Source organism: Chitinophaga sp. (genome assembly GCF_036569125.1).
Classification (GTDB): domain Bacteria; phylum Bacteroidota; class Bacteroidia; order Chitinophagales; family Chitinophagaceae; genus Chitinophaga.
In genome coordinates this window covers 1-3,392 of record NZ_DATCRF010000490.1, presented here as the reverse complement: position 1 = coordinate 3,392, position 3,392 = coordinate 1, and the positions used below count along the sequence as shown (strand labels likewise).

The 3,392-nt window shown below is 48.7% G+C and carries 3 protein-coding genes; all 3 read right to left on the bottom strand.

The annotated features are described in order from the left end of the window. Positions 1-803, bottom strand: an 803-nt coding sequence (hisD, locus tag VIM87_RS18455) for a histidinol dehydrogenase (RefSeq protein ID WP_331998420.1), incomplete at its 3' end; no start/stop codon positions are given. A gap of 110 nt (positions 804-913) precedes the next feature. After that, positions 914-1,768 carry an ATP phosphoribosyltransferase gene (gene hisG, locus VIM87_RS18450; protein WP_331998419.1) on the bottom strand — a complete coding sequence of 285 codons (855 nt, stop codon included), beginning with the start codon at positions 1,766-1,768 and terminating at the stop codon, positions 914-916. A gap of 200 nt (positions 1,769-1,968) precedes the next feature. Continuing rightward, on the bottom strand, positions 1,969-3,392 hold a 1,424-nt coding region (locus tag VIM87_RS18445), incomplete at its 5' end, for a glycoside hydrolase family 3 C-terminal domain-containing protein (RefSeq protein ID WP_331998418.1).

Below are 3,392 nucleotides of genomic sequence, written 5' to 3'. Positions count from 1 at the left end.
CTTACTAACAGCACCTGGCTATCCGGACCATGTTCCGCCTGCGATAAAAGATCCGCAGCCACAAAAGCAGGCACACAGCTCTCATCCGCCAGCACAGCCACTTCCGAAGGACCGGCCGGCATATCAATAGCAATGCCATCTTTATTGATCAATTGCTTGGCGCAGGTGACATACTGGTTGCCCGGGCCAAAGATCTTATGTACCCGTGGCACGGTAGCAGTACCATAGGCCATAGCGCCAATGGCCTGTACACCGCCTATTTTAAACACCCGGTCAATACCTACCTGGCGGGCGGCAAACAAGATGGCGGGATGCACCTCACCGGCGGCATTGGAGGGTGTACACAGCACAATTTCCTTACAGCCGGCTATTACAGCGGGTATGCCCAGCATCAGGATGGTGGAGAATAAGGGTGCAGAACCGCCGGGAATGTATAAGCCAACTTTTTCTATTGGCAGGGATTTGCGCCAGCAATGCACGCCGGGCATGGTTTCTATAATTTTACCGGCTTCCTGCTGTGCGCGGTGAAAGGTTTCAATATTCTGTTTGGCCTGCAGAATGGCCTGTTTCAGGGCGGGATCTAAAGCTGCGGTGGCCTGTGCAAATTCCGTTTCGGTCACCTGCAGCTCATTCAGCTGTACCTTATCAAACTGTAAAGCGTATTTGCGAACTGCGGCATCGCCCTGTTGCTGCACTTCCTTCAAAATAGCGGCCACATTGCTTTCCAAGGCAGTGGTATCCATTACCGGGCGTTGTAAAAGCGCCGGCCAGGATGTTTTAGCGGGATACTCAAAAACTTCCATAATCCAGATTTACGATTTTAGATTTTAGATTTTAGATTTGATTGTGTTGTGTTTGAAACCCCGAAGCGCTTCCAATAAATCTAAAATCGTAAATCTAAAATCTAAAATTATTAGATGATCATTTTCTCAATAGGTACTACCAGTATGCCTTGTGCACCGGCGGCTTTCAGGCTTTCAATAATGTCCCAGAAATCATTTTCATTCAGTACGGAATGTACGGAGCTCCAGCCTTCTTCTGCCAGCGGCAGCACGGTGGGGCTTTTCATACCCGGCAGCAGGCTAATGATCTGCTGGAGGTTATTGTTAGGCGCATTCAGCAGAATGTACTTGTTGTTCTTTGCTTTTTTTACTGCCTTTATACGGAACAGCAGCTTGTCCAGTATTTGCTGTTGTGCGGCATTCAGCCCGTTATTGGCAATCAGCACAGCCTCTGATTTCAGGATCACTTCCGCTTCTTTAAGGCCGTTCATGAACAGGGTGGAACCGCTGCTCACCAGGTCGCAGATAGCATCTGCCAAACCAATACCAGGCGCTATTTCCACAGATCCGCTGATCTCATGGATCTCTGCGGTAATGCTGTTCTTTTTCAGGAAATCATCCACGATCACCGGGTAAGTAGTGGCAATGCGCAGCTTGTGCAGGTCCTGCACACCGTTGTAGTCCATGGCTTTGGGTACGGCTACGGATAAACGGCATTTACCAAAACCCAGCTTTTCCACTACCTGTACCTGCTTGTTCTTTTCCATCACTACATTCTCACCCACTATACCTAAGTCGGCTACACCGTCTTCTACGTATTGCGGAATATCATCATCGCGCAGGAAAAATACTTCCAGGGGAAAGTTGCTGGCTTCTGTTTTTAGCCGGTTAACCCCGTTGTTGATGTCTATACCGCATTCTTTGAGCAGTTTAATAGAATCGTCGTGCAGGCGGCCTGATTTCTGGATGGCGAGTTTAAGCTTCATAAATGATGAATGTTCAGTAAAAACAACAGCGGCTTACCTTTTCCGGTAAGCCGCTGATATTTAGATATATTTTTTATACATAATATCATCCCTGCCTACCAGTGTGGTAAGTATGGTGGTGATGATGGGTATGTACGTTAGTGATCATAATGACGGGGCAAAAATAGTAAGAAATGTGGAAAATCAAAATTAATTGCCCATTAATTCAAAGTAAAGTCCACCCCCTGCGCATCGCGGCTGTTAGTGCCTACAAATACGGTAAAGGCGCCCGGCTCGTAGGTCCACCGCATATCCTTGTCATAAAATTTCAGGTCTTCCACGCTAATGGTGAACGTTACGGTTTGACTTTCTCCCTTCTTCAAAAAGATCTTTTTAAATCCTTTCAGCTCTTTTACCGGGCGGGTTACGCTGCCTACCTTATCGCGGATGTAAAGTTGCACTACCTCTTCCCCATCGTAGCTGCCGGTATTGCTAACATTCACGCTTACCTGTAAAGGCGCTGCAGCTGTGATCTGCGGCTTGCTCAGCTGCGGGCTGCTGTAGGTGAATTTCGTATAGCTTAACCCGTAGCCAAAGGGATACAGCGGTTCGTTGGCCACATCCAGGTATTTGGTAGAGTATTTATTGTTAGGATCAATGGGGCGGCCGGTAGTACGGTGATTATAGTAAATGGGGATCTGGCCCACATTCCGCGGAAAGCTCATGGTGATCTTACCTGCAGGGTTATAATCGCCAAACAGTACATCAGCAATGGCATTACCGGCTTCTGTGCCCAGGAACCAGGTTTCCACGATAGATGGAATGTGCGCATCTTCCCATTCCAGCGTAAGCGGGCGGCCATTCATTAATACCAGCACCACCGGTTTGCCGGTGGCATATACTGCCTTTAATAATTCCTGCTGGCTTTCCGGTATGCTGATGTTGGAACGGCTGGCTGCTTCGCCTGTCATGCCCTGCGATTCGCCCAGGGCCATGATCACAATATCTGATTGTTTTGCCAGTGCTACTGCTTCGGATAACAGCTGTGCGCTGTTGGCCGTATCAGCTGCTTCCAGCCGCTGTTTTTGCATGGCCTTTTTTAATAAGCCCGTATCGCTGGTTATGTGCGCACCTTGTGCATAGGTAACTTTTACAGCAGTACCCAGCTTGTTCTGAATGCCCTGTAACAGGCTCACTGCTTTGCTGCCATCCCCTGCGGCCGACCAGTTACCGATCACATCCCGCTGGCTGTTGCCCAAAGGGCCTATTACGGCAATGCTGCCCTGCTTTTTCAGCGGCAGCAGCTGCGTTTCATTTTTAAGCAGTACAATGGAGCGTTGTGCTATTTCACGGGCAGCCTGTAAATTTTCCGGGCTCATGATCTCTTTAGCGGCGCGCACGGTATCGCAATACTTAAAGGGATCTTTGAACAGGCCCAGATCGTACTTGGCAGCAAGAATGCGGTACACCGCGTCATTGATCTGCTGCAGCGTGACCTTTTTATCCTGCACCAGCTTCTTTAGCTGGGTGGCAAATACGCTGCCCTGCATATCCATATCCACCCCGGCATTCAGGGCAAGGGCAGCAGCTTCATATTCATCTTTAGGTACACCATGATTGATCATTTCATTAATGGCGGTATAAT

Bases quoted from the DNA above. Each gene is read 5' to 3' on its own strand.
- hisG (WP_331998419.1), bottom strand. From the start codon at position 1,768: ATGAAGCTTAAACTCGCCATCCAGAAATCAGGCCGCCTGCACGACGAT.